Genomic DNA, 21,850 nt, shown 5'->3' on the forward strand with positions numbered 1-21,850 from the left:
GGGTGCCATGGGCGCCCTGCGGCTTTCCTGTTCAAGGTCGGGCATCCTTGCCCGACCACGCTCAGCAGGTAGCGAGCGCGGGAGTCATTCCAGCGGGAACACTGTTGGTGCTGCGGTTGGCGGCCCACTTGACCAGCAGGCTCATGGCGACGAAGCCGAGGCAGATCAGGACCGGGTAGGCGAGCATGATGTCGCCGAGGGAGTACTTCCAGCTCAGCGGGCGGGCGATACCCAGCATCGCGCCGTAGAACCAGGACACCCCGGAAACCACACCCGAGAACAGCGCGAGGCTACGGGCGTTGATATCCATCTTGAGCAGGCTGCCTGCCTTGTCCATCGCCGGCATCACCACGCTGTGCAGAACCCAGCCGTTGAGGGTCAGCAGGGCGACCACGAGGATCTTGGCCTGGAGTTTCGGGTTGAGGAAGTACATCGCGCCCTTCTGCGAGTAATCCAGCGCCACGATGCCGATACCGGTTACCCAGAGTGCGGCCAGTGCGAGCAGCACGGTCTTCTTCAGTGCGTGCAGGTGTTCCTTGTCGGCGGCGGTGGAATCACGGCCCTGGAACAGCTGCTTGACCATGGCGATGTCGCTGGTGAGCACCATGCCGATGGCCACGCAGCAGGCGATGAGGTGGGCGTAGACGACGCCCATGCGAGTCAGCTCCATGGTGGCCGGCTGTTGGAACAGGGCGGCTACAAGATGAAAAAGCTCCATGGTTTACCTCTTTTGACGATTGAAGCGGCTGTACTGATGCAACAGCGGCATTGGAATTATGGGTTCGACCGTTCGCCTTTTTCAGGGACGAAAAATCCCCGGCACATGAACTTTCATGCACTGTGGATTTGTTCGGATTTATGTGGGAGTCAGGTCGCTCTATCAGTGGTGTTGATAACGGCGTGCGTCCTGATCGCCGGGGCATAATAATCACAACCTCCGGTTTTTGTTCAAAAAACGATCAAAGCCCCGACCAGTGGCAGTGGTGAAAGCGGTTATAACGGCCCTGCAAATGGTGCTGTATCGCCTCTAAACCGGTAGTTTCCGAGAGGCGTGAAACCCCTGCGGGCGGCGCTGGATTTTCTGGACTTGCTGGGTGGTGAATCGGTCGCAGATGGCCGATTTGCCGTTATGATCCGGGCGCATCAGTTCGTTGCCCGGTCAACTCAAGGTATCGATTTCGGAGACTTCCTATGGAAGGGAATGCTTGGTTGCTGTTGGCCGCCATGGGCACCGCGCTCGCCGCCGTGCTGCATGTCTGCTGCATCCTGTTCGGCCCGGTCTGGTACGACGCCATGGGGGCCGGGGAGCGGATGGTCCGTCTCGCGCGCCAGGGCCGGTGGCAGGCGACGTTCATCACCGGCGCGATCAGCCTCGTGCTGGTGATCTGGGCCCTGTACGCCCTGGCCGGTGCAGGCATGCTTCCCGTCCCGCCAACTGCCCGCTGGGTACTGCCCGGGATCGTCGCCGTCCTGCTGTTGCGCGGAATGGCGGGCCTGGTCATTGCCCGGGTCAGGCCCGGTTACAACGGTGTCCGCTTCTGGATCGTCAGTTCGGTGGTCTGCCTGCTGCTCGGTGGGCTCTACCTGCTCGGGACCCTGCAGGCCTGGCCCAGGCTGTAGGAGCGAATTCATTCGCGAATGGACGGCGTAGCCGTCCCCGGGTTGGGCAGGGCAGGTCTTCGACCTGCATCGCGATTGAAATCGCTCCTGCAAGGGTGGTCACCGGATGGCCTTACTTGAGCAGCCCCAGTTGCTTCATGAAGGTGTAGTCGTCGTAGAACAGCCACTCTTCGTCCATGGTGCCCTGCTCGTTCCAGCGGCCGATGGTGGCCATCTCGAGCTCGAAGCGCTTGCCGGTGGGCTGGATGACGCTGCCGTCGGCCAGCACCATGGGTTTGGTGAAGGTCCCACGCCAGATGCCGGTCACCGCGGTGTAGTTGCCCTGACCGATACGCACGTGGTGGATGGGGTTCTCGGTGTCGGGGGCGAAGGCGAAGATCTTCTTCGATCGTTCCAGGTGCGCTTCCAGGCCATGGGTAACGCTACCGTCCGGATAGTGGACGATGATGTCCTTGGCGTGGCTGCGGTCCATTTCGTCCCATTTCTGATGGCTGTAGACGTTGAAGTCCAAGTCATCGAAGTTTCTCAGGTTCTTCTCTACGGTTTCCCGCTCGGCCCTGAACTCTTCGAGGGTCTTGTTTATTCGTTGGTCGGCAAGGGCATCTGATGTCGAGGAGAAGTCGTCGGGTTTGTTTTCGGTGGATACCGCCGGAAGACTGACCAGCAAGACTGAAAGCAGGCTTACTTTCAACACATTGATTCGATTCATGGTGATTCCTACAGACTGTGGGATTTGCAGACGTTGCCCATGAGAACCTAGGGGCCGGCGGACTCTAGCCAAGGCATTTGTAGGCCCTCAAGGCTATGGGCGCGTAGGGAGTGGGAAGAGAGGGCATGGAGAAAACGCCGTAGGAAAGCGCCTTCGCCGTATGTCGCCATCACTCATGACAGCCGACGCAAGGCAGCCCCGGGGCCTGGTGGGCGCTGATCAAAAACTATACTGAAGGTGCGGGGGTAAGGCCTGGGGGAGCCATGCAGGAGGGTTCGCCATGGGTATCCTCAAGCCGTTCATCTTCCTCCTGGCCTGCGCCAGCGCAGGCCTCGCCCTCGCTGCGGACCCCTGGTCCAGCCGCGGTTCGAGCGACCCGCTCACCCTGGCCTGGAACGGCGGCGGCCATGGTGGCGGCCGGCACTTCGACAACCACCGTCACGGTTCCCGCGACTATTACGGTTCCAGGGGCGGCTACGGGCATCGCGGTGGGTACGGTCACAGAAGCCGCTACCGGCACCACGACTACTACGGCCATGGTCCGCGCTTCATCCTGACGCCCAGGTACTACGGCGGCATAGTCGTTGGCCCGCAGCCCTACTATTACCAGCGGTACAGCAGCCCGAGGATCGTCATCCAGTACTACGACCCGCGACTCGGGATATTCGTGGGGACGGATGTACGGGACTATTGATGAGTGAATGGCGGGGCTGGCGATTGCCGCCGGCTCCGACCGGTGGGGGCGCTGTTTCAGTTCCCACAGGAGGCGGTGACCATCGAGGGTGAAACCGGCGATTACGCAGGGCGTTTTTTCTGTCCCCGCTGCGGCTCGTCGGTCTTCGCGCGCACTGCGGAATATCGGCTGTACTGAATATTTGGACATGGGAGGTACAAGCCATGGGAAAACCTCTGCTCGCCGTTTTGACCGCGACGATCTTGCTGCTGGTAGCGGTGGACGCCTCCTGGGCCACCGAGCAGGCCCAGCAGCGCCGTGCCGCACGCGACGTCCGCCAGGAAACGCGCCAGGATGCACGGCAGATCAAACAGCAATGTCGCGCCGCCGACCTGCAAACCAACCCCGCCTGCCGGCAGGACAAACGCCAGATGAAGCAGCAAGGGCGGGAGCGCGCCCGGGATATCAAGTATTGAGTCGCTGCTCCGCGAGGCGGCCGGGATAGCCAGCTGCGCAAGCCGGTTGGACCCAGGTTGTGCCTGGCCTTATTCGCTTTCGCCGCAATCACGCGCCCGGTATCGCTGTACTTCCGCCATGAGGCTGCCGAGGCAGGTCTCGATCGACCAGTCGGAGGTATCGAGGCGAATCGCCGGCTGCAGCGGCGGCTCGTAGGGCGCATCGATGCCGGTGAAGTGTTCCAGCTCTCCCCGCCGCGCTTTCTTGTAGAGCCCCTTGGGGTCGCGGCCTTCACAGATGTGCAGGGGGCTGTTGACGAAGACTTCGTGAAATCGCTCCGCGCCGACGATCTGCCTGGCCAGCGTGCGATCCGCCGCCAGCGGTGAGATGAACGCCGCCAGTACGGTGAGTCCGGCGTCGTTCATCAGGCGGGCCACTTCTGCCACCCTTCTGATGTTTTCCGCGCGGCTCTCGGCATCGAAGCCCAGGTCCTGGCAGAGGCCGTGCCTGAGGTTGTCGCCGTCCAGCACTACGCAGAGTATGTCCCGCTCCACCAGCAGACGCTCGAGGCGGAAAGCCAGGGTGCTCTTGCCGGCGCCGCTCAAGCCGGTGAACCACAGCGTCATGGGCACCTGGCCCAGCTTGTGAAGGCGGTCGTGCAGTGAAAGGCTGCCAGTCTGCCAGGTGACACTTTCGCGTTTACCCATGCCTGTCTTCCTTGGTCTCGTGCGGGCGTTCGGGCGAACGCTGAGCGCCCATGGCGCGCCGACAGGGCCGGTGACGCGAGGGCATCGGGATAGTGGCAGAAAATCGCGGGTTTGCCAGGCGGGGGGTGTAGCGGGGAAGGGCAGGCGCCGCCGGGCGGCGGCGCCTGGGAACCATCAATCCTGACGGTCGGTGACTTCCAGCAGGTGGTAGCCGAACTGGGTCTTTACCGGGCCTTGCACGACATTGATCGGGGCGCTGAAGACCACGGTGTCGAATTCCTTGACCATCTGGCCGCGGCCAAAGGAACCGAGGTTGCCGCCGTCGCGGCTGGAGGGGCAGGTGGAGTGCTGCTTGGCGACTTCGGCGAAGTCGGCGCCGGCTTCGATGGCTGCCTTGAGTTCGTTGCACTTGGCTTCGGTGGAAACCAGGATGTGGCGGGCGGTAGCGCGTGCCATGAGGGGGTACTCCTTACAGTTGAGGGGGCACAGCCTAGCGGAATTGGCGGCTGATTCAAGGTGGTTGGTCAGCCCGGCGTTGCCGTTGTCAGGCGCCATGGGCCTGGGCGGTCAGCCAGTCCACCAGTTCACGCAGCTGCGGGCTGGGGGCGGTGCGCTCGGGGTAGACCAGGAAGTAGGCGCCGCCGGTGGGCACCCTGATGTCGAAGGGCGCGACCAGATGGCCGTTGGCGAGGTCTTCGCCGATCAGCGACCAGTCCCCCAGGGCCACGCCGGCGCCCTGGGTGGCGACGGAGAGGGCCAGGTCCATGGTGTCGAAATGGTGTCCGCCGCTGAGCGGGCCGGGCGTGTGGCCGGCGGCGAGCAGCCAGTTTTCCCAGTCATGCTTGTCGCGCGCCGGGTGCAGCAGCACATGGCGTTCCAGGTCCGCCGGGGTGTCCAGTGGAATCGGGCCATCCAGCAGCTTCCGGGTGCAGACCGGCGTCAGCTGCTCGTTGAACAGGTGGTGGGCGACGATGTTTCCGGCCGGCGCGGTGGCGTAGATGATCGCCGCGTCGAACTGGTCGCGGCGAAAGTCCACGCCGTAGGCGATGGTGGTGGTCAGCTCCACCGGCACATCGGGGCGCTCGGCCTGCCAGTGCATCAGGCGTGGCAGCAGCCAGCGCATGGCGCAGGTGGGGGCTTTCAGTTGCAGGGCCTTGCGCCTGGCGCCGACTTCCTCCACGGCTTCATCGATAAGGCTGAACACCTGCTGGATTCGCGGGTAGAGGTCGCGGCCCTGGTCGGTCAGGGCCAGGCCACGGGCCTGGCGCAGGAACAACGGATAGCCCAGGTGGCTTTCCAGCCCGGCGATCTGCCGGCTGACGGCACCCTGGGTGATGTGCAGCAGCTCGGCGGCACGGGTGAAGTTGCAGCACTGGGCGGTGATGAGGAAGGTATGCAGGGCGGGCAGGGGCGGCAGGCGTTTCATGGGAATAGTCATGACGTAGGGACATGGCTAGTATGACGATTTTTGCCTTGTCAGTCCCGCCGCCGAACGGCTCAATGGGCGTCATTCGTGGCCCTCCAGCCGGTTTCGGTTCCATGTGCAGGGAGTGGCCGTCCCCCGTCCCGCTCATGGAGCCCATGCAATGTCGAATACCCTCCCGTCGTTCCCCGAGACCCTGGCCGGCGTCTACATCGACGGCCAATGGCTGCCCGGCGGCCCGGTCCTGGAGGTGGTGAACCCCGCCACCGAAGAACACCTGGCCAGCATCGGTAGCGGTGACGCCGTCAGCGTCGATGCAGCGGTGCAGGCTGCCAGCCGCGCCTTCCCGACCTGGGCCCGCAGCGCCGGCGCCGAACGTGGCGCGGTGCTGCGCCGGATCGCCGAGGGCGTGCGCCAGCGTCGCGACACCCTGATCCAGTTGCAGTCGCTGAACAACGGCAAGCCGCTGTTCGAGGCGACCATCGATGTCGATGACGTGATCGGCACCTTCGAGTACTACGCGGGCCTGGCCGAGGCGCTGGACGCCCAGCAGGACCGTCCGGTGGAGCTGCCGGTGGAGGAGTTCGCCGCCCGCCTGCGCCGTGAGCCTTGCGGCGTGGTGGGGCTGATCGTGCCGTGGAACTTCCCCATGGTCACCACCGCCTGGAAGCTGGCCCCGGCCCTGTCCGCCGGCTGCACCGTGGTGCTCAAGCCCTCCGAAGTGACGCCGCTGGCGGAGCTGGAACTGGTGCGCATCATCGCCGAAGCCGGCCTGCCGACCGGCGTGCTCAATGTGGTGTGCGGCACCGGCCTGGCCGTAGGCGCGCCGCTGTCGTCCCACCCCAAACTGGCCAAGGTGTCCTTCACCGGCAGCAACGCGGTGGGCGTGCAGGTGATGCAGCGCGCGGCGGAAACCGTGAAGGGCGTCAGCCTGGAACTGGGCGGCAAGTCGTCGCTGCTGGTGCTGGAAGCGGCCGACCTGGACCTGGCCGTGGAGCTGGCCTGTGGCGGCGCGTTCTTCAATGCCGGGCAGATGTGCTCGGCCACCAGCCGCGTGCTGGTCGCCGAACCCCTGGCCGCTGATTTCCTGGCCCGGGTCAAGGCCCGCGCCGAGGCAACCCAAGTGGGTGACCCCTTCAGCGAAGGTGTGGAAATGGGCGCCCTGGTCAACCAGGCGCAGTACCAGCGGGTGCGCGGCCATATCGAGCGCGGCATCGCGGCTGGCGCGCGCCTGGTGTGTGGCGGCGAGCGCCCGGCGGAACTGGCGCGCGGCTTCTTCCTGCAGCCCACGGTGTTCACCGATGTGCCGAAGGAGAGCGCCCTGTGGAACGAGGAGATCTTCGGCCCGGTGCTGTGCGTTCGCAGCTTCGCCACCGAGGCGGAGGCCATCGAGCTGGCCAACGACAGCGAATTCGGCCTGGTGGCCAGCGTGGTCAGTGGCGACCTCGAGGCTGCCGAGCGGGTGGCCAACGCCCTGCAGGCCGGCATGGTGTGGATCAACTCGCCGCAGGTGATCTTCCCGCAGACCGCCTGGGGTGGTTACAAGCAGAGCAGCATCGGCCGCGAGCTCGGCCCGTGGGGCCTGGCGTCGTTCCAGGAGCTCAAGCACGTGGTGCGGGCGGTGTAATCAAGAACTTGTTTGCTAGGCGGGCAGAAGGCTCGCCCGGACGCGGCGCCTGCGTGGCGTCGCGTCCATTCGCGAATGAATTCGCTCCTACAGGTTTGTGCATGCCCTTCGAAGGCGCACACTGGCGGGTGAATCTGGAAAGGGAGTAGCGATCATGGACCTTCAACTCGAGAACCGCAGCGCCCTGGTCTGCGGTGGCAGTTCCGGGCTGGGTTTCGGTGTGGCCGAGGCCCTGGCCCGGGAAGGGGTGCGGGTCTGCATCCTGGCGCGCAACCTGTCGAAGCTGGACCTGGCGGTGGAACGCATCCGCCGTGCCGGCGGCGAGGCCCAAGGCGTGGCCGTGGACCTCAACGACCTGGGCGCGGTGGACATGGCCGTGGAGCAGGTGGTGGCGGCCATCGGCGCGCCGGACATCCTCATTGCCAATAACGGTGGGCCGCCGCCGATCAACGCGGTGGATTTCGACCCCCAGCTCTGGCACCGCCAGCTGGACGCCACGGTGCTGTCTACCATGGCCCTGGTCAACGCCTTCCTGCCCGGCATGCGCCAGCGCCGTTTCGGCCGCATCCTGATGATTTCGTCCACCAGTGTGGTGGAGCCCATTCCCGGCCTGGTGCTGTCCAGCGCCCTGCGCAGCGCACTGGCCAACTGGGCGAAGACGCTGTCGGCCGAAGTGGCGGCCGACGGGGTGACGGTCAATACCCTGATGCCCGGCTCCTTCTGGACCGAGCGCACCGAGACCCTGCTGTTGCGCGCCGCCGAACGCAGCGGCACGCCGGTGTCGGGCCTGATGGCCCAGGAGCAGGCGGCTATTCCGGTGGGGCGCTATGGCGCTGCCGAAGAGTTCGGCGCGATCGCGGCCTTCCTGGCCAGCCCCCTGGCCAGCTATGTGACCGGGGCGCTGATCCCGGTGGATGGCGGGGTACTGAAGGGTTGAGCTGTAGCTGGGGTGTCTGCGTAGGATGGGTTGAGCGAAGCGATACCCATCGGGGGGAATGATGGGTATCGCAGGTACAAAACTATGCATTCACCACGCGCACGACGGCTCGAAGCTGTCGGCCCGCGCCATTTCCCACATGCGCTCGTAGAAGTCCGCCTCGATCTTTTCCTTCAGCAGGTCGCCCGGCTGGAGGAACAGGTGGATCTGCGAGAACAGGCGGATTTCCTTGTCCGAGACGCGTCGCACCAGGTGGCGCGGTTCCAGTTGGTTGGGGTGGTCGAGGCCGGCGGCGGCGAGCATCTCCGCCAGGGCCTTCAAGGTATTGCGGTGGAACATCTGCACCCGCTGGGCCTTGTCCGGGACCACCAGGGCGCGTTGGCGCAGGTTGTCCTGGGTGGCGACGCCGGTGGGGCACTTGTTGGTGTGGCAGGACTGCGACTGGATGCAGCCGATGGCGAACATGAAGCCGCGCGCCGAGTTGGCCCAGTCGGCGCCTATGGCCAGCACGCTGGCGATGTCGAAGGCGCTGATGATCTTGCCGCTGGCACCGAGCTTGATCTTGTCCCGCAGGTTCAGGCCGACCAGGGTGTTGTGCACGAACAGCAAGCCCTCGCGCATGGGCACGCCGATGTGGTCGGTGAATTCCAGGGGCGCCGCGCCGGTGCCGCCTTCCTTGCCGTCGACCACGATGAAGTCCGGGAGGATGCCGGTTTCCAGCATGGCCTTGGCAATGCCCATGAACTCCCAGGGGTGTCCCAGGCAGAACTTGAAGCCCACGGGCTTGCCGCCGGACAGCTCACGCAGTTTGGCGATGAACTGCATCATCTCGATGGGCGTGGAAAAGGCGCTGTGGCGCGAGGGCGAGACGCAGTCCTCACCCATGGGCACGCCACGGGTCAGGGAGATTTCCTCGGTGATCTTGTGCTTGGGCAGGATGCCGCCGTGGCCGGGCTTGGCGCCCTGGCTGAGCTTGATCTCGATCATCCGCACCTGCGGGTTGCTGGCCTGGGTGGCGAAGCGTTCCGGGTCGAACTGGCCGTCGCTGGTGCGGCAGCCGAAGTAGCCGCTACCCAGTTCCCAGACCAGGTCGCCGCCGTGCTCGCGGTGGTAGGGGCTGATGCTGCCTTCGCCGGTGTCGTGGTAGAAGTTGCCGAGCTTGGCGCCCTGGTTGAGCGAGCGGATGGCGTTGGCGCTGAGGGAGCCGAAGCTCATGGCGGAGATGTTGAACACCGAGGCGGAGTAGGGCTGGCTGCACTGCGGGCCGCCCACCACTACGCGGAAGCTTGCGGGATCGCTCAAGGGCGCCGGGCGCATGGAGTGGCCGATGAATTCGTAGCCGGCCTGGTAGACGTCGATCAGGGTGCCGAAGGGCTTGTCGCCCCCTTCGTTCTTGGCCCGCGCGTAGACCAGCGAGCGTTGCGCGCGGGAGAAGGGCAGGCGGTCGTCGTCGGCCTCCAGCAGGTACTGACGGATTTCCGGACGGATGCCTTCCACCAGGTAGCGGATGTTGCCGAGGATCGGGTAGTTGCGGCGTACCGCGTGGCGCGCCTGCAGCAGGTCGAAGAGACCGAGCAGGCTGAGTGCGCCGGCCAGCAGGGTGAAGGGCCAGACCCAGTCGTGGGCGACGAAGGGCAGGCTGGCGAGGGTGAACAGTACGCAGAAGGCGAAGAAGGCGTATCGGCTCAGCAGTGACAGGCTCATGCGGGCTCCTTGATTGCAGGTAACGGCATAGCGTAGTGCCAATGGCCGGAAAATGCCTTGCGATAGCTCAAGGGCGAGCTGTAGGGAGGTGCCGCACGGGGATTGGCTGGTGTTTACATCAAGCCGATCGTGCCGGTGGCCAGCGTTGGTGCTCGGAATTATTTCAGTTCGTAGGCTGGGTTGAGCGTAGCGATACCCATGCGGTCGGGGCTGATGGGTATCGCAAGCTCAACCCATCCTACAAAAGCAGTTCGTGCTGGTAGCCATCCGAGGTGCGAAAAAAAACGGCCCCGAGGAGCCGTTTTCTTTTGCCGCGTTTGGCTTAACCGCCGAGGTAGGCGTCGCGGACCTTGGGGTCGTTGAGCAGGTCGTCGCCGCTGCCTTGCATGACGATGTGGCCGTTCTCCAGCACATAGCCACGGTCAGCCAGCTTGAGCGCCTGGTTGGCGTTCTGTTCCACCAGGAAGATGGTCACGCCTTCCTTGCGCAGCTGTTCGATGATGTCGAAGATCTGCTGGATGATGATGGGCGCCAGGCCGAGCGACGGCTCGTCGAGCAGCAGCAGCTGGGGCTTGCTCATCAGCGCGCGGCCGATGGCGAGCATCTGCTGTTCGCCGCCGGACATGGTGCCGGCGCGCTGCTCGAAGCGTTCCTTCAGGCGCGGGAACAGGTGCAGCACCTTGTCCATCTGCTCCTGGAAGTCGCCCTTTTCGGTGAAGAAACCGCCCATGGCCAGGTTCTCCTCGACGGTCAGGCGGGCGAACACGCGACGGCCTTCCGGCACGACGGCGATGCTCTTGCGCATGATGTCGTAGGACTCCTTGCCCACCAGCTCTTCGCCTTCATAGCGAATGCTGCCGCTGGCCGCGCGGGGCGAGCCGCAGAGGGTCATCAGCAGGGTCGACTTGCCGGCGCCGTTGGCACCGATCAGGGTGACGATCTCGCCTTTCTTCACATCCATGCTGACGCCGTGAAGCGCCTGGATCTTGCCGTAGAAGGTGGAAACCTTGTCGAAAACTAGCATGGCTCAGGACTCCCCCAGGTAGGCTTTGATCACGTCGGGGTTGTTGCGGATCTGCTCCGGCGTGCCGTCGGCCAGGGGGGTGCCCTGGTTGATCACGTAGATGTGGTCGGAAATGCTCATCACCAGCTTCATGTCGTGCTCGATCAGCAGCACGGTCACGTTGTGCTCGTTGCGCAGCATGGCGATCAGCGCCTTGAGGTCGTCGGTCTCTTTCGGGTTGAGGCCGGCGGCCGGCTCGTCGAGCATGAGGATGCGCGGGCGCGTCATCATGCAGCGGGCGATTTCCAGGCGGCGTTGTTGGCCGTAGGCCAGGGTGCCGGCCGGACGGTTGGCGAAATCGGTCAGGTTGACCTTGTCCAGCCAGTGGGCGGCGTAGTCCATGGCCTCGCGCTCGCTCTTGCGGAAGCCCGGGGTCTTCAGCAGGCCGGCGAGGAAGTTGGTGTTGAGGTGGCGGTGCTGGGCAACCAGCAGGTTTTCCACCGCAGTCATTTCCTTGAACAGGCGGACGTTCTGGAAGGTCCGAACCACGCCCTTGCGCGCGATCTTGTGGCCCGGCAGGGCCTCGATCTGCTCGCCATCCAGGCGGATGCTGCCGGAGGTCGGCTGGTAGAAGCCGGTCAGGCAGTTGAACACGGTGGTCTTGCCGGCGCCGTTCGGGCCGATCATGGAGACAACCTGCTTTTCCTGTACGGTCAGACCCACCCCGTTGACGGCCAGGAGGCCGCCGAAGCGCATGGTCAGGCCGCTTACTTCGAGAATCGGGCGGCTCATTGTTTCAGCTCCAGGTGGGGGCGTTGCATCGGCAGGAGACCCTGCGGACGCCAGATCATCATCAGCACCATCAGGGCGCCGAACATCAGCATGCGGTACTCGCTGAACTCACGCATGAGTTCGGGGAGCAGGATCATCACGATCGCCGCAAGGATCACACCCAACTGGGAGCCCAGGCCACCGAGCACCACGATGGCGAGGATGGTCGCCGACTCGATGAAGGTGAAGGACTCGGGAGTCACCAGGCCCTGGCGCGCGGCGAAGAAGCTGCCGGCGAAGCCCGCGAAGCAGGCGCCCAGGGTGAAGGCGGAGAGCTTGATCAGGGTGGGGTTCAGGCCCAGCGCACGGCAGGCGATCTCGTCTTCGCGCAGAGCTTCCCAGGCGCGGCCCAGCGGCATGCGCAGCAGACGGTTGATCACGAACAGGGTCAGCAGCACCAGCAGCAGGGCGATCAGGTAGAGGAAGATCACCTTGTTGATGGAGTTGTAGGCGAAGCCGAAGTATTCGTGGAAGGTCTGCAGGCCTTCTTCGGCACGGCGCTCGAAGGACAGGCCGAAGAAGGTCGGCTTGTCGATGTTGCTGATGCCGTTGGGGCCGCCGGTGAGACCGGTCAGGTTACGCAGCAGGATGCGGATGATCTCGCCGAAGCCCAGGGTCACGATGGCCAGGTAGTCACCGCGCAGGCGCAGCACCGGGAAGCCGAGGATGAAGCCGAAGAAGGCCGCCATCATGCCGGCGATCGGCAGGCACACCCAGAAACCCAGGCCGTAGTAGTGCGAGAGCAGGGCATAGCTGTAGGCGCCGACGGCGTAGAAGCCGACGTAACCCAGGTCCAGCAGGCCCGCCAGGCCGACCACGATGTTCAGGCCGAGGCCGAGCATCACGTAGATCAGGATCAGGGTGGCGATGTCCACGGCGCCGCGGGAGCCGAAGAACGGCCAGGCCAGGGCCAGGATGATCAGGCCCAGGAGGAACCAGCGCTGGGTGGAGGGCAGGGTGAGGAAGTTGGCGGTGCCCTTGGACATGCTCGGCTTGGGCACGGTGGCCCAGACGCCCTGCACCTTGTCGCGGAACAGTTGCCAGAAGAACATGGCCACGGCGCACGCGAAGATGGCGATCAGGGTGGAGGTCTTGGCACCGGTAACCACCAGGCCCACGCCCACGACGCTGAGTTTCAGGCCGAGGATCGGGTAGGCGACCGCCAGTACGAGGAGGGCGCTGAAGAACGCCGTCTTGAATCGATTGTTCATACCTTCTCCACCTCAGGACGGCCAAGGATGCCGGTCGGGCGGAACAACAGCACCAGTACCAGCAGGCTGAAGGCCACGACGTCCTTGTACTGGTCGCCGAAGATGTCGGCGCCGAAGGCTTCGGCCACGCCCAGCACCAGGCCGCCGAGCATGGCGCCCGGAATGCTGCCGATGCCGCCGAGCACGGCTGCGGTGAAGGCTTTGATACCGGCGAGGAAGCCGATATGGGGGTTGATCACACCGTATTGCATGCCCAGCAGCACCGCGGCCACGGCGGCCAGGGTGGCGCCGATGACGAAGGTCAGGGCGATGATGTTGTTGGTGTTGATGCCCAGCAGGTTGGCCATCCTGATGTCTTCCGCGCAGGCGCGGCAGGCACGGCCCAGGCGCGAACGGGAGATGAACAGGGTGAGGCCGTACATGACCAGGAAGGTGACGACGAAGATGAGCACCTGCATGTAGGAGATCACCACGCCATTCATGCTGCTTTCACCCAGGATGAAGTTCCCCGGGATCAGGTTGGGGATGGCCTTGTCCTTGGAGTCCTGCGCCAGCAGTACCTGGTTCTGGAGGAAGATCGACATACCGATCGCGGAGATCAGCGGGATCAGGCGATTGCTGCCGCGAAGGGGGCGATAGGCGACCCGTTCGATGCTGTAACCGTAAGCGCTTGCAACGATGATGCTGGCGGCGAAGGCCGCGAAGATAACGATCGGAAGGCTTTCCAGACCGAGCATGGTGAGCCCGGCAATCGCGATGAAGGCTACGTACGAGCCAATCATGTAAACCTCGCCATGGGCGAAGTTGATCATGCCGATGATGCCGTAGACCATGGTGTAGCCGATGGCGATCAGGGCATAAGTGCTGCCAACGGTGAGCCCGTTAACCAGCTGTTGCAGATAGTGGTAGAGATCAGGCATTCCCTAACTCCTCGGGCATCACGAAAAGCGGCGCTTGTGGCGCAGCGGAGCCCGTAAAACACGGATAGACAAAGCCCACTGCGCGAGCAGTGGGCTTTGCGTTCAGGCGGGAAGCTTATTTAGCTTCGGTCTTGGTGCCGTCCTTGTGCCACTCGTACACCACGAAGCTGAAGTCCTTCAGATCGCCCTTCTCGTCGAAGGCCAGTGCACCGGTCGGGGTTTCGAAGGTGTTGGCGCGCAGGGCAGCCGCAACCTTGGCGGTGTCGTCGGCGCCGGCTTTCTTGATGCCTTCGGCGATGACTTGCACAGCGGCGTAGGCCGGGAACACGAACGGGCCGCTCGGGTCTTCGTTCTTGGCCTTGAAGGCCTCTACCAGAGCCTGGTTCTTCGGATCCTGGTCGAAGGATTTCGGCAGGGTTACCAGCAGGCCTTCGGAAGCCGGGCCGGCGATGGCGGAGAGCTCTTTGTTGCCCACGCCTTCCGGACCCATGAAGCGTACTTTCAGACCTTTTTCAGCCGACTGGCGCAGCAGCAGGCCGAGTTCCGGGTGGTAGCCGCCGTAGTAGACGAAGTCCACGCCGCTTTGCTTCAGCTTGGCAACGATGGTGGAGAAGTCCTTGTCGCCGGCGTTGATGCCTTCGAACAGCGGAACCTTGACGCCTTTGGCTTCCAGGGTCTGCTTCACGGCGGTGGCGATGCCTTCGCCGTACTGCTGCTTGTCGTGGATGACGGCAACGGCCTTGGGCTTGATGTGGTCGGCGATGAAGTTGCCGGCGGTCGGGCCCTGCAGGCTGTCCAGGCCGATGGTGCGGAACACCAGCTGGTAGCCACGGGAGGTGATGTCCGGGCTGGTGGAGGCCGCGGTGATCATCAGGATGCCTTCGTCTTCGTAGATGTCGGACGCGGGCTGGGTGGAGCTGGAGCAGAGGTGGCCAACGACGTAGTGAACGCCGTCGTTGACGATCTTGTTGGCTACGGCTACGGCTTGTTTCGGATCGCAAGCGTCGTCGTAGACCACGCCTTCGAGTTGAGCGCCGTTCACCCCGCCGGCCTTGTTGATCTGGTCGATCGCCATCTTGGCGCCAATGAACTGCATCTCGCCGTACTGGGCGACCGCACCGGTCACCGGGCCAGCCAGGGCGATCTTGATGGTATCGGCTGCTACGGAGTAGCTGGCAACACCGGCCAGAGCCATGGCGGCGAACAGTTTGGAAATCTGCTTGGTAGCCTTATTCATAGTGCTCCACTCTTGTGTTTTTCGTTGTTGTTGTCCTGTTTGCCGAAGCTACGGGACAGGGAATTGCACCCCGCCACTCCCCCTCCGGCAACTGTACCGGAACAGTGTAGATTGCCGATTTGCGGCTTGAAAAGTCAGGGAATGATGGCGGAATGATCTGGTGTCGCTTAATTGAAACAAACGTATAGAAAAACGGCGTGTCTTGAGTGCGGTTGGCGTCGTCAGCTCGGGCTTGTCTGAATGTTGACCGACGCTATCATTGCGCCCCCAATCCATTCGTTACCAACCAACACAAAACAAGCCATGAACGATAACGCTAGCACCCTCTATGCCAAGCTGCTCGGTGAAACCGCCGCCATCACCTGGGAAGAGTTGCAGCCCTTCTTCGCCCGTGGCGCCCTGCTCTGGGTGGACGGCGCGCAGGACCTGGTGGCCGTGGCCCTGGCCGTTGCCGAGGACGACAAGCCCAAGGTCGCGGAACTGCTGACCTCCGGCAAGCTCTGCAAGGTGGAAGAGACCCGCGCCCAGGACCTGCTGGCCCGCGATCCGAATCTCTGGGCCGTGGTCGTGGCGCCCTGGGTACTGATCCAGGAGCGCGACGAGGCGCCGACCCGCCACTGATCGTGCGTTGCCAAGGGCTCCAGGGAAGGGGACCAGGAGTGTGCCGCTACCCCGACCGTGCACCGGTCAGGGGCGGCGGCGAAACCGGAGGGGCGAGCTAGACTCAATCCACCTACTTCATTCAGTCACCACAGGGAGCGTCATCATGTTCGAACCAGGCCATGTACATCGGGCCAGCGTGCCCGGATTGCCGGGGCAGCAGTTCTCCATAGACCTCTATTACGAGGCTCGCCCGAATGCGAAGGAAGGCACCATGCTGCACTTCCGCATGGTGGGCGATATCGACGGCAAGCAGTTCCAGGACGAGTTCGAGATGCACCGCGACACGGCGTTCAACTTCGCCAGCCTGGTGTCCAAGGTGGCGATCAAGAACGGGTTGCACCCGAACACCACCCTGATCATGCGCAACCACAAGGAGTACGACCTGATCTTCGAGGACATCCGCCGTGTGCTCGGGGCCGAATCCGGCGAGCCGGTGAACTTCGATCATCTGGACAAGGATGGCGTCTGAGACCTGTCCGCAGTCGAAAAGGGAGGCCATTGGGCCTCCTTTTTTATTTGGGGCGCTTCGCATGCTGGGGGAGCGCTCTAACACTGCGATGGCAACTTTGTGTGATCGCCTTTTGCTCGGCACTCTGCTTGCGGAAGGTTCCCTCTCCCCCGCCCCTCTCCGATCGCGGCCCGCCCAGAGGTAGAGGGGTGACTCGCGCCGGCAGGCGCGAAGCAGTCCTGGTGCCCATGCCGGCCTGAAACGAAGCAGAGAAGACGACGCCGCGCAAAGCGCCCCTTCGCGGCGGCCCCCGGAGCAAGGATGTAGCGAGGGGACCCCGGCGCAGCCGGGGCCGGATGCAGGGGCAAGCGTTAATGGTTCCTTTGGGGCAACTGCCAAAGGGACTCGCCCGGGAGGGCGAAACAGACCTCAGGCCGCACTCCAATGAGCTGGGCACCAAGCTTGTAGGATGGGTTGAGCTTGCGATACCCATCAGCGATGTCCGCATGGGTATCGCTCCGCTCAACCCATCCTACGTTGCTTCAGGGAGAGAGGAGTCCGTAGGTTGGGTAGAGGTACGAAACCCAACGAGCGGAGCCTTGCCTAGGCACTGACCCAGCGTTGGCGCATCCAGCCGCTGAGGGCATCCACTCCCAGTACCAGCACCAGCATGGCGAGGATCACGCTGGCCGCCTGGGCTTCCTGGAACAGCGACAGGCTCATGTAGAGCATCTGCCCCAGGCCTCCGGCGCCGACGAAGCCGAGCACGCTGGCCATGCGGATGTTGTTCTCCCAGCGATAGAGCATGTAGGCCACCAGCTGCGGCCAGACGCCGGGCAGGGTGCCGTAGCAGAACGCGACGATGTGTCCGCCGCCGCCGAGGCGAATGGCTTCGGCCGGTGCCGGCGGGGTGTTTTCCAGCGCTTCGGCGAACAGGCGGCCCAGTACGCCGGTGGTGTGTAGCGCCAGGGCCAGGGTGCCGGCGTTGGGGCCGAGGCCGGCGGCCAGCACCATCAGCGCTGCCCACACCAGCTCCGGTATCGCGCGCAGGGCGTTGAGCACCAGCCGCGCGGCGCTTTGTGCCAGGGCGCCGAAACGGCCGGCGGCGGGCAGGGCGAGCAACAGGCCCAGCACGGCCGCCAGCAGGGTTCCCAGGGCGGACATGGCCAGGGTTTCCAGGGCGCCCCAGCCAATGGCTTGCAGATGCGCCGCGGACAGGTCCGGCTTGAGGAAGCGCGCGGCGTAGCTGCCCATCTGTTGCAGGGCGTCGCCGCTGACCAGGGCGCCGAGGTCGATGCCCAGCCAGATGAAGGAAGCGATCACCGCCGCCAGCAGGGCGAGGATCACCAGCAGGTTGCCCGGCCTCACGCGAACCTCCCGCGCAGGAAGCGGCTGAACTGATCGGCCAGCAGCACCAGGACGAGGAAGGTCAGCAGCATGCTGGCTACCTCGCCGCCGGCGAACATGCGCATGGACAGGTCCATCTGCTGGCCCAGGCCGCCGGCCCCGACGAAGCCCATCACCACCGATGCGCGCACCGCGCATTCCCAGCGATAGACGCCGTAGGAAAGCATTTCCGCCGCCGCGCTGGGCAGCACGCCGTAGGCGAAGGCGGCCAGGCGTGGGCTGCCAGCCGCCAGCAGCGCCCGGGTGGGGCGCGGGTCGACGGACTCGAAGATTTCCGCATAGACCTTGCCGAGCATGCCGCTGTAGGTGATGGCGATGGCCAGCACCCCGGCGGTGGGACCTAGGCCCACGGCGCGGACGAACAGCAAGGCCCAGACGATTTCCGGCACGCTGCGCAGGAAGATCAGTAGCCCGCGCACGGGCCAGCGCAGGGCCTGGGCCCACCAGGCCGGACGGCCGCCTCGGGGCAGCGCGGACAGCGACAGCGCGCGGCTGGCCCAGAGCGAGGCGGGCAGGGCGATCAGCAGCGCCAGGCTCATGCCGGCAGTGGCGATGGCCAGGGTTTCCAGGGTGGCGCGGCCCAACAGCAGGAGGAACTCTTCGCCGTGCTCCGGCGGCCAGAAGGCCGCGAGGAACTGCCCCATGGTGTGCATGTTGCCTTCGTCCAGCAGCACCGCCGGGTTCAGCTCGCTGAGGGAGAGCCCCGGCCAGAGCAGGGCCAGGGCAAGCAGGGTGAGCAGCAGGCGGGGCAGGGCCGCAGGATCGCGGGGTGCGGTTGTCAGCATCGTGGAATGTGCAGTACGGCCACGGCCGGGGACGGCGGGGACGGCAGGTCGCCGGACAGCTGTTCGTTGGCGTAGAGGGCGTCCAGGTCGGCCTGGCTCACCGCTGCGCGGGGGCGGTCGAAGGCGATACGTCCGTCCCGTACGCCGACGATGCGCGGGAAGTGCTCCAGGGCCAGTTCCACCGCATGCAGGCTGGCCAGCAGGGTGACGCCGCGGCGGCTGGCGTCGGCACAGAGCACGCCGAGGGTGTGGTCGGCCAGCACCGGGTCCATCGCCGAGACGGGTTCGTCGGCGAGGATCAGTTCCGGCGCCTGGTACAGCACACGGGCGATGCCGACCCGCTGCAACTGGCCGCCGGAGAGCTGGTCGCAGCGCTCGAAGAGTTTGTCGGCCAGGTCCAGTCGCGCCAGGGCCGCCTGGGCACCGGGGCTGTCCAGCGGGTGCAGCAGGCTCAGCAACCCTTTGGCCAGGGGCCATTGGCCGAGCTTGCCGGCCAGCACGGCGGTGACTACCCGCTGGCGCGGCGGCAGCGGCGGGGCCTGGTGCACCAGCCCGATGCGCGCGCGCAGGCGTTGCCGGGCGCCGGCGGAAATCCCCCAAGGCGTCGTGCCGAGCAGTTCGAACTGCCCGGCGGCGGGTTTCAGGCTGGTGGCGAGCAGGCGCAGCAGGCTGGTTTTGCCGGCACCGGAGGGGCCGATGATGGCCACCCGTTCGCCATTGCCCACCGCCAGATCGATGCCCCGCAGCGCAGGCTGGCCGTTGGCGTGGACCAGGTCCACGCCGCGAAGCGCGAGGCTCACTTCAACAGGCCGGCCGAACGTGCGGCTTCCTCGATGCCGGTGTAGTTCTCCGGCTTGGTGGGGATGAAGCGGCTGGCGGCCTGCAGGTCGAGGATCGCCTTGTGCTCCGGGTTGGCCGGGTCGAGGGCGAGGAAGGCCTGCTTGATCTTCTCGGCCAGGGCCGGGTCCAGGGTGCCGCGCACGGTCCAGTTGTAGTCGTAGTAGGTCGGCGTGGTGGCGAAGACCCGGACCTTGTCGGTGTCGACCTTGCCGGCATCCACCAGCTTCTGCCAGACGCTGGCATTGAGCACGCCGGCATCCACCTTGCCGGCCTGGACCCAGGCCACGGTGGCGTCGTGGGCGCCGGAGAAGGCGACGCGAGAGAAGAACTGCTCGGGGACTATGCCGTCCTTCTGCATGAAGTAGCGCGGCATCAGGCTGCCGGAGGTGGAGGACACCGAGCCGAAGGCGAAGGTCTTGCCCTTGAGGTCCTGCAGGGAGTTCACCTCCGGGTTGGCGGTGATGAACTTGCTGGTGAACTTCTCGTCCTGCTCGCGCTGCATCAGGGGTATGGCGTTGCCGGTCTTCAGGCGCGCCTGGACGAAGGTGAAGCCGCCGAGCCAGGCCATGTCGAGGCGATCGGCCGCCAGGGATTCGACCACCGCGGCGTAGTCGGCCACCGGGATGAATTCGACCTTCATGCCCAGTTGCTGCTCGAGGTAGGCACCGAGTGGCTTGAACTTGCGTAGCAGTTCGGTGGGGGCTTCGTCGGGAATGGCCGAGACGCGCAAGACATCGGCGGCCTGGGAAACCACGGCGGACAGGGACAGGGCGATGCCGGCCACGAGGGCCAAGGTGCGTTTGAACATGGGGTTCTCCGGTTCAATAGCGGAAAAGGCAGGCGGATTATAGTGGCCGCCGGCGGGCAATGAAGGCCCAAGTTGCCGGCCAGGCGTTTAAGATGTGCGTTTCGCCAACTGCCTGGAGTTTCGGCATGACCGCTTCGTTGCCCTCCATTGCCTTTGCCGGCATCGGCCTGATGGGCCTTCCCATGACCCGCCGACTGCTGGCCGCCGGTTTCCCGCTGACCGTCTGGAACCGTTCCCCGGAAAAGTGCGCTCCGCTGGTGGAGCTAGGCGCGCGGCGGGCCAGGACCCCGGCCGAACTCTGCGCCGAGGCCGACATCGTGATGCTCTGCCTGGCCGATACCCGGGTGGTGCGCAAGGTGGTGTTCGGTGAAGAAGGCATCGTCCAGGGCGCCCGGCCCGGCCAGTTGCTGGTGGACTTCTCCAGCCTGGAGCCGGCCGCCACCCGCGAGATGGCCGCCGAGCTGGAAGCGCTCACGGGCATGCGCTGGATCGATGCGCCGGTTTCCGGCGGCACGGCCGGCGCCGAGGCCGGTACCCTGGCGATCATGGCCGGTGGTCATGAGGATGACGTGGAGCGGGTGCGGCCGATCCTCGCCCACCTGGGCCAGCGCCTGACTCGTATGGGCGCGGTGGGCGCCGGCCAGGTGACCAAGGTGTGCAACCAGATGATCGTCGCCTGCAACGCCCTGGTGATCGCCGAAGTGGTGGCCCTGGCGGAAAAGGCCGGGGTGGATGCCAGCCTGATCGCACCGGCGCTGGCCGGTGGTTTCGCCGATTCCAAGCCGCTGCAGATTCTCGCGCCGCAAATGGCCGAGAGCCATTTCGAGCCCATCAAGTGGCATGTGCGCACTCTGTTGAAGGACCTCGATACCGCCGTGCGCCTGTCCCGCGAACATGACTCGGCGACGCCGCTCAGCGGCCTCGCCGCGCAGCTGATGCGCCTGCACGGCAGCCAGGGCAACCTCGAGCGCGATCCGGCTACGCTGGTGGAAATGTACCGGGAGAATCACTGATGAAGATCGCCGCCAACCTGTCGTTGTTGTTCACCGACCGTCCGCTGATCGAGCGCGTCATCGCCGCTCGCGTCTGCGGTTTCGACGGGGTGGAAGTGCAGTTCCCCTATGAGCTGCCGGCCATTCGCATGAAGGAAGTGCTGGAAGCGGCCGGCCTGCCGCTGATCCTCATCAACCTGCCGGCCGGCGACCTGATGGAAGGCGGCCCCGGCCTGGCCGCGGTGCCGGAGCGCCAGGAGCAGTTCGACGACGCCCTGGAGCAGGCGCTGAGCTACGCCGCCATGACCCGTCCGCGCTTCGTCAACGTGCTGGCCGGGCGTCAGGCCGAGGGAGTCAGCCGGGATCGGGCGATGGCCTGCCTGGCGAACAACCTGCGCAAGGCCGCCGAGGCCTTCGCGGTGCTGCGCATCGGTGTGCTCTGCGAGGCGATCAACTCGCTGGATATGCCTGGGTTCCTGGTCAACACCCCGGAGCAGCTGGATGAGCTGCTGCGCGACGTCGACCACCGCAACCTGCAGGCCCAGTACGACCTCTATCACATGGCCCGCCAGGGCGTGGACGCGGCGGCGGGCATCCGCCTGCTGGCCGGCCGCATCGGCCATGTGCAGTTCGCCGACTGCCCGGGACGGGGCGAGCCGGGCAGTGGCAACACCGACTTCGGCCCGGCCCTGCGCGCGTTGAGGGACGACGACTACCCCGGCTGGCTGGGCGCCGAGTACAAGCCCGCCGGCGTCACCGCCGACAGCCTCGGCTGGCTGAAGGAATGGAAGGCCAGGGTGGCCTGAACCGAGAACGCACAAGGTGTAGGGGCGAATTCATTCGCCAGGG

At 65.2% G+C, this 21,850-nt stretch carries 24 protein-coding genes and 1 pseudogene; 10 read left to right on the top strand and 15 right to left on the bottom strand.

Annotated features, from left to right (window positions below):
• Positions 1–61: 61 nt before the first annotated feature.
• Positions 62–718 (bottom strand): hypothetical protein, encoded by a 657-nt coding sequence (locus tag PCA10_RS08360; RefSeq protein WP_016491621.1) that lies wholly within the window; start codon positions 716–718, stop codon positions 62–64.
• 473 nt (positions 719–1,191) lie between these two features.
• Here PCA10_RS08360 and PCA10_RS08365 point away from each other — a divergent pair, with 473 nt between their 5' ends.
• Positions 1,192–1,620 (top strand): hypothetical protein, encoded by a 429-nt coding sequence (locus tag PCA10_RS08365; RefSeq protein ID WP_016491622.1) that lies wholly within the window; start codon positions 1,192–1,194, stop codon positions 1,618–1,620.
• Between the two features lie 112 nt (positions 1,621–1,732).
• Here PCA10_RS08365 and PCA10_RS08370 read toward each other — a convergent pair whose 3' ends face one another.
• Positions 1,733–2,329 carry an ester cyclase gene (locus tag PCA10_RS08370; protein ID WP_016491623.1) on the bottom strand — a complete coding sequence of 199 codons (597 nt, stop codon included), beginning with the start codon at positions 2,327–2,329 and terminating at the stop codon, positions 1,733–1,735.
• Positions 2,330–2,609: 280 nt separating this feature from the next.
• Between PCA10_RS08370 and PCA10_RS08375 the strand changes: the two genes are divergently transcribed.
• From PCA10_RS08375 to PCA10_RS08380, 3 genes and pseudogenes are all read left to right on the top strand, one after another.
• Positions 2,610–3,023 (top strand): hypothetical protein, encoded by a 414-nt coding sequence (locus PCA10_RS08375; protein ID WP_016491624.1) that lies wholly within the window; start codon positions 2,610–2,612, stop codon positions 3,021–3,023.
• 60 nt (positions 3,024–3,083) lie between these two features.
• Positions 3,084–3,185: pseudogene (locus PCA10_RS30915) on the top strand (GFA family protein); the annotation flags it as partial.
• Positions 3,186–3,226: 41 nt separating this feature from the next.
• Positions 3,227–3,478, top strand: coding sequence for a hypothetical protein (locus PCA10_RS08380; protein ID WP_016491625.1), 252 nt, complete (start codon positions 3,227–3,229; stop codon positions 3,476–3,478).
• A gap of 69 nt (positions 3,479–3,547) precedes the next feature.
• Here the strand turns inward: PCA10_RS08380 and cysC are convergent, their stop codons facing one another.
• From cysC to PCA10_RS08395, 3 genes are all read right to left on the bottom strand, one after another.
• Positions 3,548–4,165: an adenylyl-sulfate kinase gene (gene cysC / locus PCA10_RS08385; RefSeq protein WP_016491626.1), complete on the bottom strand. Its 618-nt coding sequence runs from the start codon at positions 4,163–4,165 to the stop codon at positions 3,548–3,550.
• A gap of 174 nt (positions 4,166–4,339) precedes the next feature.
• Positions 4,340–4,621: a peptidylprolyl isomerase gene (locus PCA10_RS08390; protein WP_016491627.1), complete on the bottom strand. Its 282-nt coding sequence runs from the start codon at positions 4,619–4,621 to the stop codon at positions 4,340–4,342.
• A gap of 88 nt (positions 4,622–4,709) precedes the next feature.
• Positions 4,710–5,591, bottom strand: coding sequence for a LysR substrate-binding domain-containing protein (locus PCA10_RS08395; RefSeq protein WP_041770170.1), 882 nt, complete (start codon positions 5,589–5,591; stop codon positions 4,710–4,712).
• A gap of 160 nt (positions 5,592–5,751) precedes the next feature.
• Here PCA10_RS08395 and PCA10_RS08400 point away from each other — a divergent pair, with 160 nt between their 5' ends.
• The gene (locus PCA10_RS08400) at positions 5,752–7,215 is read left to right on the top strand and encodes an aldehyde dehydrogenase family protein (RefSeq protein ID WP_016491629.1); all 1,464 of its coding nucleotides are present in this window, start codon (positions 5,752–5,754) and stop codon (positions 7,213–7,215) included.
• Positions 7,216–7,369: 154 nt separating this feature from the next.
• Complete coding sequence (locus tag PCA10_RS08405; RefSeq protein WP_016491630.1) at positions 7,370–8,152, top strand: SDR family oxidoreductase; 783 nt, start codon at positions 7,370–7,372, stop codon at positions 8,150–8,152.
• A 90-nt stretch (positions 8,153–8,242) separates the two neighbouring features.
• Here PCA10_RS08405 and PCA10_RS08410 read toward each other — a convergent pair whose 3' ends face one another.
• The 6 genes from PCA10_RS08410 to PCA10_RS08435 form a co-directional block, all read right to left on the bottom strand.
• Positions 8,243–9,856, bottom strand: a complete 1,614-nt coding sequence (locus PCA10_RS08410) for an FMN-binding glutamate synthase family protein (RefSeq protein WP_016491631.1) — start codon at positions 9,854–9,856, stop codon at positions 8,243–8,245.
• 322 nt (positions 9,857–10,178) lie between these two features.
• Positions 10,179–10,880, bottom strand: coding sequence for an ABC transporter ATP-binding protein (locus PCA10_RS08415; protein ID WP_016491632.1), 702 nt, complete (start codon positions 10,878–10,880; stop codon positions 10,179–10,181).
• Positions 10,881–10,883: 3 nt separating this feature from the next.
• Entirely contained in the window at positions 10,884–11,651 is a 768-nt protein-coding gene (gene livG, locus PCA10_RS08420; protein WP_016491633.1) for a high-affinity branched-chain amino acid ABC transporter ATP-binding protein LivG, read from the bottom strand.
• The gene (locus tag PCA10_RS08425) at positions 11,648–12,901 is read right to left on the bottom strand and encodes a high-affinity branched-chain amino acid ABC transporter permease LivM (RefSeq protein ID WP_016491634.1); all 1,254 of its coding nucleotides are present in this window, start codon (positions 12,899–12,901) and stop codon (positions 11,648–11,650) included. The genes livG and PCA10_RS08425 overlap by 4 nt, the downstream gene beginning before the upstream one ends.
• The gene (livH, locus tag PCA10_RS08430) at positions 12,898–13,821 is read right to left on the bottom strand and encodes a high-affinity branched-chain amino acid ABC transporter permease LivH (protein WP_016491635.1); all 924 of its coding nucleotides are present in this window, start codon (positions 13,819–13,821) and stop codon (positions 12,898–12,900) included. The genes PCA10_RS08425 and livH overlap by 4 nt, the downstream gene beginning before the upstream one ends.
• 115 nt (positions 13,822–13,936) lie before the next feature.
• Entirely contained in the window at positions 13,937–15,058 is a 1,122-nt protein-coding gene (locus tag PCA10_RS08435; protein ID WP_016491636.1) for a branched-chain amino acid ABC transporter substrate-binding protein, read from the bottom strand.
• Between the two features lie 303 nt (positions 15,059–15,361).
• Between PCA10_RS08435 and PCA10_RS08440 the strand changes: the two genes are divergently transcribed.
• Both PCA10_RS08440 and PCA10_RS08445 read left to right on the top strand, forming a co-directional pair.
• The gene (locus PCA10_RS08440) at positions 15,362–15,679 is read left to right on the top strand and encodes a DUF2288 domain-containing protein (RefSeq protein WP_016491637.1); all 318 of its coding nucleotides are present in this window, start codon (positions 15,362–15,364) and stop codon (positions 15,677–15,679) included.
• 145 nt (positions 15,680–15,824) lie between these two features.
• Complete coding sequence (locus tag PCA10_RS08445; RefSeq protein ID WP_016491638.1) at positions 15,825–16,190, top strand: DUF5064 family protein; 366 nt, start codon at positions 15,825–15,827, stop codon at positions 16,188–16,190.
• Between the two features lie 582 nt (positions 16,191–16,772).
• Here the strand turns inward: PCA10_RS08445 and phnE are convergent.
• The 4 genes from phnE to PCA10_RS08465 are packed head-to-tail and all read right to left on the bottom strand — an operon-like array spanning position 16,773 to position 20,009.
• Positions 16,773–17,537: a phosphonate ABC transporter, permease protein PhnE gene (gene phnE, locus PCA10_RS08450; protein ID WP_016491640.1), complete on the bottom strand. Its 765-nt coding sequence runs from the start codon at positions 17,535–17,537 to the stop codon at positions 16,773–16,775.
• The gene (locus tag PCA10_RS08455; protein WP_016491641.1) at positions 17,534–18,361 is read right to left on the bottom strand and encodes a PhnE/PtxC family ABC transporter permease; all 828 of its coding nucleotides are present in this window, start codon (positions 18,359–18,361) and stop codon (positions 17,534–17,536) included. The genes phnE and PCA10_RS08455 overlap by 4 nt, the downstream gene beginning before the upstream one ends.
• Positions 18,355–19,161, bottom strand: coding sequence for a phosphonate ABC transporter ATP-binding protein (locus PCA10_RS08460; RefSeq protein WP_016491642.1), 807 nt, complete (start codon positions 19,159–19,161; stop codon positions 18,355–18,357). The genes PCA10_RS08455 and PCA10_RS08460 overlap by 7 nt, the downstream gene beginning before the upstream one ends.
• Positions 19,158–20,009 carry a putative selenate ABC transporter substrate-binding protein gene (locus PCA10_RS08465; protein ID WP_016491643.1) on the bottom strand — a complete coding sequence of 284 codons (852 nt, stop codon included), beginning with the start codon at positions 20,007–20,009 and terminating at the stop codon, positions 19,158–19,160. Before PCA10_RS08465 ends, PCA10_RS08460 begins: the two co-directional genes overlap by 4 nt.
• Positions 20,010–20,134: 125 nt before the next feature.
• Here PCA10_RS08465 and PCA10_RS08470 point away from each other — a divergent pair, with 125 nt between their 5' ends.
• Together PCA10_RS08470 and PCA10_RS08475 are read left to right on the top strand one after the other, a co-directional pair.
• Positions 20,135–21,022 carry an NAD(P)-dependent oxidoreductase gene (locus PCA10_RS08470; RefSeq protein WP_016491644.1) on the top strand — a complete coding sequence of 296 codons (888 nt, stop codon included), beginning with the start codon at positions 20,135–20,137 and terminating at the stop codon, positions 21,020–21,022.
• Entirely contained in the window at positions 21,022–21,807 is a 786-nt protein-coding gene (locus tag PCA10_RS08475; protein WP_016491645.1) for a hydroxypyruvate isomerase family protein, read from the top strand. Before PCA10_RS08470 ends, PCA10_RS08475 begins: the two co-directional genes overlap by 1 nt.
• Positions 21,808–21,850 lie beyond the last annotated feature (43 nt).

This window comes from Pseudomonas resinovorans NBRC 106553 (assembly GCF_000412695.1).
GTDB classification, from domain to species: domain Bacteria; phylum Pseudomonadota; class Gammaproteobacteria; order Pseudomonadales; family Pseudomonadaceae; genus Metapseudomonas; species Metapseudomonas resinovorans_A.

Coding starts and splice junctions, on each gene's coding strand:
- PCA10_RS08360 (WP_016491621.1), bottom strand. CDS start 718: ATGGAGCTTTTTCATCTTGTAGCCGCCCTGTTCCAACAGCCGGCCACC.
- PCA10_RS08365 (WP_016491622.1), top strand. CDS start 1,192: ATGGAAGGGAATGCTTGGTTGCTGTTGGCCGCCATGGGCACCGCGCTC.
- PCA10_RS08370 (WP_016491623.1), bottom strand. CDS start 2,329: ATGAATCGAATCAATGTGTTGAAAGTAAGCCTGCTTTCAGTCTTGCTG.
- PCA10_RS08375 (WP_016491624.1), top strand. CDS start 2,610: ATGGGTATCCTCAAGCCGTTCATCTTCCTCCTGGCCTGCGCCAGCGCA.
- PCA10_RS08380 (WP_016491625.1), top strand. CDS start 3,227: ATGGGAAAACCTCTGCTCGCCGTTTTGACCGCGACGATCTTGCTGCTG.
- cysC (WP_016491626.1), bottom strand. CDS start 4,165: ATGGGTAAACGCGAAAGTGTCACCTGGCAGACTGGCAGCCTTTCACTG.
- PCA10_RS08390 (WP_016491627.1), bottom strand. CDS start 4,621: ATGGCACGCGCTACCGCCCGCCACATCCTGGTTTCCACCGAAGCCAAG.
- PCA10_RS08395 (WP_041770170.1), bottom strand. CDS start 5,591: ATGAAACGCCTGCCGCCCCTGCCCGCCCTGCATACCTTCCTCATCACC.
- PCA10_RS08400 (WP_016491629.1), top strand. CDS start 5,752: ATGTCGAATACCCTCCCGTCGTTCCCCGAGACCCTGGCCGGCGTCTAC.
- PCA10_RS08405 (WP_016491630.1), top strand. CDS start 7,370: ATGGACCTTCAACTCGAGAACCGCAGCGCCCTGGTCTGCGGTGGCAGT.
- PCA10_RS08410 (WP_016491631.1), bottom strand. CDS start 9,856: ATGAGCCTGTCACTGCTGAGCCGATACGCCTTCTTCGCCTTCTGCGTA.
- PCA10_RS08415 (WP_016491632.1), bottom strand. CDS start 10,880: ATGCTAGTTTTCGACAAGGTTTCCACCTTCTACGGCAAGATCCAGGCG.
- livG (WP_016491633.1), bottom strand. CDS start 11,651: ATGAGCCGCCCGATTCTCGAAGTAAGCGGCCTGACCATGCGCTTCGGC.
- PCA10_RS08425 (WP_016491634.1), bottom strand. CDS start 12,901: ATGAACAATCGATTCAAGACGGCGTTCTTCAGCGCCCTCCTCGTACTG.
- livH (WP_016491635.1), bottom strand. CDS start 13,821: ATGCCTGATCTCTACCACTATCTGCAACAGCTGGTTAACGGGCTCACC.
- PCA10_RS08435 (WP_016491636.1), bottom strand. CDS start 15,058: ATGAATAAGGCTACCAAGCAGATTTCCAAACTGTTCGCCGCCATGGCT.
- PCA10_RS08440 (WP_016491637.1), top strand. CDS start 15,362: ATGAACGATAACGCTAGCACCCTCTATGCCAAGCTGCTCGGTGAAACC.
- PCA10_RS08445 (WP_016491638.1), top strand. CDS start 15,825: ATGTTCGAACCAGGCCATGTACATCGGGCCAGCGTGCCCGGATTGCCG.
- PCA10_RS08455 (WP_016491641.1), bottom strand. CDS start 18,361: ATGCTGACAACCGCACCCCGCGATCCTGCGGCCCTGCCCCGCCTGCTG.
- PCA10_RS08465 (WP_016491643.1), bottom strand. CDS start 20,009: ATGTTCAAACGCACCTTGGCCCTCGTGGCCGGCATCGCCCTGTCCCTG.
- PCA10_RS08470 (WP_016491644.1), top strand. CDS start 20,135: ATGACCGCTTCGTTGCCCTCCATTGCCTTTGCCGGCATCGGCCTGATG.
- PCA10_RS08475 (WP_016491645.1), top strand. CDS start 21,022: ATGAAGATCGCCGCCAACCTGTCGTTGTTGTTCACCGACCGTCCGCTG.